The organism is Pseudoalteromonas sp. MMG012, from assembly GCF_018100875.1.
GTDB classification, from domain to species: Bacteria; Pseudomonadota; Gammaproteobacteria; order Enterobacterales; family Alteromonadaceae; genus Pseudoalteromonas; species Pseudoalteromonas aurantia.
Map to the genome: position 1 here is coordinate 1 of NZ_JAGJEF010000144.1, position 3,496 is coordinate 3,496.

Consider the following 3,496-nt stretch of genomic DNA (forward strand, 5'->3'; position numbering starts at 1 on the left):
TTTAGGCTGGGATGGTTTTAAACGTTTCATATCTCAAATTACTAAAATGTGTTTTTTACGAGTGAATTTGACAAAAAAGTATAAAAAAGGGCGAGTTTGCCCTTTTCTTATCATTCTTATTGCTTCAACAGATGCTTTTTGTTGACAGTTCAAACTTTGCTCATTAAAATTCGGCCACCCATTTATTCGTTCAAAGCTTAGAATGAAAAATAGGGTCAGATTTTTTTATTTTTTTCAGCAGTAATTTTAACTAATCAGGAGCTATTTAATGGCAACTATTAACCAGCTAGTGCGTAAGCCACGTCGTAGCAAAGTTACTAAAAGTAACTCAGCCGCGCTTAAAGCTTGTCCGCAAAAGCGTGGTGTATGTACTCGCGTATATACAACTACACCTAAGAAACCAAACTCAGCATTACGTAAAGTAGCGCGTGTACGTTTAACTAACGGTTTCGAAGTTACATCATACATCGGTGGTGAAGGTCACAACCTTCAAGAGCACAGTGTAATCCTAATCCGTGGTGGTCGTGTTAAAGATTTACCAGGTGTGCGTTTCCACACAGTACGTGGTGCACTTGACTGTGCAGGCGTAAACGACCGTAGACAGGCTCGTTCTAAATACGGTGCAAAACGCCCTAAGGGCTAATGGTTCTCCGTTAGTAAGGCCAAGCACTTAAGTTTTAATTTTTAAATAATTTGTTTTGGGGAATCGTTTTAAATAACGAACCTGAAGATACCGGAGATATAAAATGCCTAGAAGACGCGTAATAGGTCAACGTAAAATTCTTCCAGATCCTAAGTTCGGATCGGAACTTCTTGCTAAATTCGTTAACGTAGTAATGTTAGACGGCAAGAAATCTACTGCTGAAAAAATCGTATACGGTGCGTTAAACGTGGCTGCTGAGAAATCAGGTAAGTCGCACCTAGAAATCTTTGAGTCTGCACTTGAAAATGTACGTCCAACGGTAGAGGTTAAATCTCGCCGTGTTGGTGGTTCTACATACCAAGTACCAGTTGAAGTACGTCCAGTTCGTCGTAACGCATTAGGTATGCGTTGGTTAGTTGACGCTGCACGTAAGCGTGGCGAGAAGTCTATGGGCCTTCGTTTGGCTCAAGAAATCGTTGACGCTGCTGATAACAAAGGCACTGCGGTTAAGAAACGTGAAGACGTTCACCGTATGGCTGAAGCGAACAAAGCATTCGCTCATTACCGTTGGTAATCTGCTAAGACCCTTTAAGAGGATAATATGGCACGTACAACTCCTATTGAGCGCTACCGCAACATCGGTATTTGTGCTCACGTAGATGCAGGGAAAACCACCACAACAGAACGAGTTCTGTTCTACACAGGTCTGTCTCATAAGATCGGTGAAGTTCATGATGGTGCTGCAACTATGGACTGGATGGAGCAAGAGCAGGAGCGTGGTATTACCATTACTTCTGCTGCGACCACGTGTTTCTGGAAAGGCATGGAAAGTCAATTTGACGACCATCGTATCAATATTATTGATACTCCAGGGCACGTAGACTTCACCATTGAAGTAGAGCGTTCTTTACGCGTACTTGATGGTGCGGTTGTGGTGTTATGTGCTTCATCAGGTGTGCAGCCACAGACAGAAACTGTTTGGCGTCAGGCGAACAAATACGAAGTACCTCGCATGGTCTTCGTAAATAAAATGGATCGCACTGGTGCTGACTTTTTAGCTGTCGTGGAGCAGGTTGAAACGCGCCTTGGCGCGACACCTGTGCCTATTCAGTTACCAATTGGTGCTGAAGACGAATTTAAAGGCGTTATTGATCTCATCAAAATGAAAGCCATAAACTGGAATCAAGAAGACCAGGGTATGACATTTACATATGAAGAGATCCCAACAGATCTTCAGGATTTAGCCGAAGAATGGCGTGCTCACATGATTGAGAGCGCTGCTGAAGCAACTGAAGAGCTAATGGACAAATATCTAGAAGACGGTGAGTTGACTGAAGAAGAGATTAAATCTGCACTTCGTCAACGTACATTGGCCAGTGAAATTGTGCCGATGACATGTGGTAGTGCGTTCAAGAACAAAGGTGTACAAGCTGTGCTTGATGCGGTTGTTGAATTCATGCCATCACCTACAGAGGTTAAAGAAATTCAAGGTGTGTTGGAAGATGAGTCTGAAGACACCCGTGCCGCAGATGATAATGCGCCGTTTTCGGCGTTGGCATTTAAAATTGCCACTGACCCATTTGTTGGTACTTTAACCTTTTTCCGTGTTTACTCTGGTACTATTAAACAGGGTGACGCGGTTTACAACCCAATTAAAGGCAAAAAAGAGCGTTTGGGCCGTATTGTCCAAATGCACGCGAATTCTCGTGAAGAGATCAAAGAAGTGCGCGCTGGTGACATCGCGGCAGCTATTGGTCTTAAAGATGTCACTACCGGTGACACAATATGTTCACAAGAAGCTGTTATTACTTTAGAGCGCATGGAATTTCCTGAGCCAGTAATTTCAGTCGCGGTTGAGCCAAGAACGGTGGCAGACCAAGACAAAATGGGTCTCGCGCTAAATAAATTAGCCGCAGAAGATCCATCGTTCCGTGTAGAAACGGACGAAGAATCAGGGCAAACGATCATCTCTGGTATGGGTGAACTTCACCTTGATATCATTGTTGACCGTATGAAACGTGAATTCAACGTTCAATGTAACGTTGGTAAGCCTCAAGTGGCATACAGAGAGACAATTTGTAGCTCGGTAGAAGCAGAAGGTAAATTCGTACGTCAATCTGGTGGTCGCGGTCAATATGGTCACGTTAAGCTCAAGCTTGAACCAATGGATATTTCAGATGATGAAGCACCAATTTACGAATTCGTTAACGAAATTGTAGGTGGTGCAGTACCAAAAGAATATATTCCGGCGGTTGATAAAGGCATTCAAGAACAGATGCGTCAAGGTGTCCTTGCCGGTTATCCGTTATTGGGTGTTAAAGCGACATTATTTGATGGCTCATTTCATGATGTAGACTCAAACGAAATGGCGTTTAAAATTGCCGGATCAATAGGTTTTAAAAACGGGGCGCTTGAAGCGAATCCTGTTATTATGGAACCTGTGATGAAGGTTGAGGTTATCACCCCTGATACTAACATGGGTGATGTAGTAGGTGACTTAAATCGTCGTCGTGGCATAATTGAAGGCATGGAAGAAGCATTTGGTGGCTTAAAGCAGGTTAATGCACAAGTCCCGCTTTCTGAAATGTTTGGTTATGCGACCGATCTTCGCTCCGCTACACAAGGCCGTGCTTCATACTCAATGGAATTTTCCAAGTATGCTGAAGCCGGAAAAAATGTAGCAGAAACAATAATTGCAGCTCGCGCTGTTAAGTAATTTTAGTTCGGTCCGGTCTCTAAGGGCTGGACTTTAATTTCTTTATAGGAATTTTTAAGATGGCAAAAGAAAAGTTTGAACGCGTAAAACCGCACGTAAACGTTGGTACAATCGGCCACGTTGACCACGGTAAAACA

At 43.2% G+C, this 3,496-nt stretch carries 3 protein-coding genes and 1 pseudogene; all 4 read left to right on the forward strand.

Translation table 11 applies throughout. The features are described from left to right. The first annotated feature begins 268 nt into the window (after positions 1–268). Positions 269–643 carry a 30S ribosomal protein S12 gene (gene rpsL / locus J8L97_RS22475; protein WP_010367657.1) on the forward strand — a complete coding sequence of 125 codons (375 nt, stop codon included), beginning with the start codon at positions 269–271 and terminating at the stop codon, positions 641–643. Between the two features lie 103 nt (positions 644–746). Then, the gene (gene rpsG, locus J8L97_RS22480) at positions 747–1,217 is read left to right on the forward strand and encodes a 30S ribosomal protein S7 (protein ID WP_010367661.1); all 471 of its coding nucleotides are present in this window, start codon (positions 747–749) and stop codon (positions 1,215–1,217) included. Between the two features lie 27 nt (positions 1,218–1,244). Continuing rightward, positions 1,245–3,359: an elongation factor G gene (gene fusA / locus J8L97_RS22485; RefSeq protein WP_211052937.1), complete on the forward strand. Its 2,115-nt coding sequence runs from the start codon at positions 1,245–1,247 to the stop codon at positions 3,357–3,359. Between the two features lie 59 nt (positions 3,360–3,418). After that, positions 3,419–3,496: pseudogene (locus J8L97_RS22490) on the forward strand (elongation factor Tu); the annotation flags it as partial.

Excerpts from the sequence above, each read along its gene's own strand:
- rpsL (WP_010367657.1), top strand. The coding sequence starts at position 269 with ATGGCAACTATTAACCAGCTAGTGCGTAAGCCACGTCGTAGCAAAGTT.
- rpsG (WP_010367661.1), top strand. The coding sequence starts at position 747 with ATGCCTAGAAGACGCGTAATAGGTCAACGTAAAATTCTTCCAGATCCT.
- fusA (WP_211052937.1), top strand. The coding sequence starts at position 1,245 with ATGGCACGTACAACTCCTATTGAGCGCTACCGCAACATCGGTATTTGT.